This window comes from Escherichia sp. MOD1-EC5495 (assembly GCF_002965965.1).
GTDB classification, from domain to species: domain Bacteria; phylum Pseudomonadota; class Gammaproteobacteria; order Enterobacterales; family Enterobacteriaceae; genus Escherichia; species Escherichia ruysiae.
Genome location: NZ_PTRI01000054.1, coordinates 1 through 1,008, shown reverse-complemented (window position 1 = coordinate 1,008; position 1,008 = coordinate 1). Strand labels below are relative to the sequence as shown.

Below are 1,008 nucleotides of genomic sequence, written 5' to 3'. Positions count from 1 at the left end.
CCGCAGCCGGAAAGAAAGCATCAGTATCGCCCGGAGATTGGCAGCTATGTGGCCAATATTCAGGCGGCAAATACCCTGTTTAATACCCGACTGCATGACCGTCTAGGGGAAACACAATACACCGACCTGCTGACTGGCGAGCAGAAAGCGACCAGTCTGTGGTTACGTAACATTGGCGGACATAACCGCTTTAAGGATCGCTCGGATGAACTGAACACCCAGAGCAACCGTTATGTTCTGCAACTTGGCGGCGATATTGCGCAATGGAGCAGTAACGCACTCGATCGCTGGCATCTCGGCCTGATGGCTGGCTATGCCAACAGTAAGAGTCACACACATTCCAACCTGACCGGGTACAACTCACGCGGGCAAATCGACGGCTACAGTGTTGGCGTGTATGGCACCTGGTACGCTAACGAAGCAGATAAAACAGGGACTTATATTGATAGCTGGTTGCTCTATAACTGGTTTGATAACACCGTCTCCGGCGAGTATCTGCCCAGTGAAAAATATCACTCTGACGGTATCACCGCCGCCATTGAAGCGGGTTATACCTTCCGTCTTGGTGAAAGCGCAGATGCCCGCACCAGCTACTGGTTGCAGCCTAAAATGCAACTGACGTGGATGGATGTGAAGGCAGACAATCATACTGAAGACAACGGCACTCTGGTTGAGGACAGCACCGAAGGTAACCTGCAAACGCGTCTGGGGGTGAAAGCGTACCTGCAAGGTCATAATGCTATTGATGCTCATAAAGCGCGTTCCTTCCAGCCTTTCGTGGAAGCCAACTGGATTTATAACTCCCGCAATTACAGCGTGAAGATGGATGGCATCAGCGATGAAATCATCGGCACGCGTAACATCGGCGAGTTAAAAGTTGGGGTGGAAGGTCAGCTTAATCCGCGTCTGCAACTGTGGGGCAACGTCGCCCAGCAGTTGGGGGACAATGGTTACAGCGATACCCAGGGAATGCTGGGCATGAAATATCTCTTTTAATGCCACTTTGCC

The 1,008-nt window shown here is 51.7% G+C and carries 1 protein-coding gene; it reads left to right on the top strand.

The window, feature by feature from the left end; translation table 11 throughout:
• Positions 1-996: autotransporter outer membrane beta-barrel domain-containing protein (locus tag BEG40_RS21495; RefSeq protein WP_123058484.1), on the top strand; the 996-nt coding region annotated here is incomplete at its 5' end.
• Between the last annotated feature and the right edge of the window lie 12 nt (positions 997-1,008).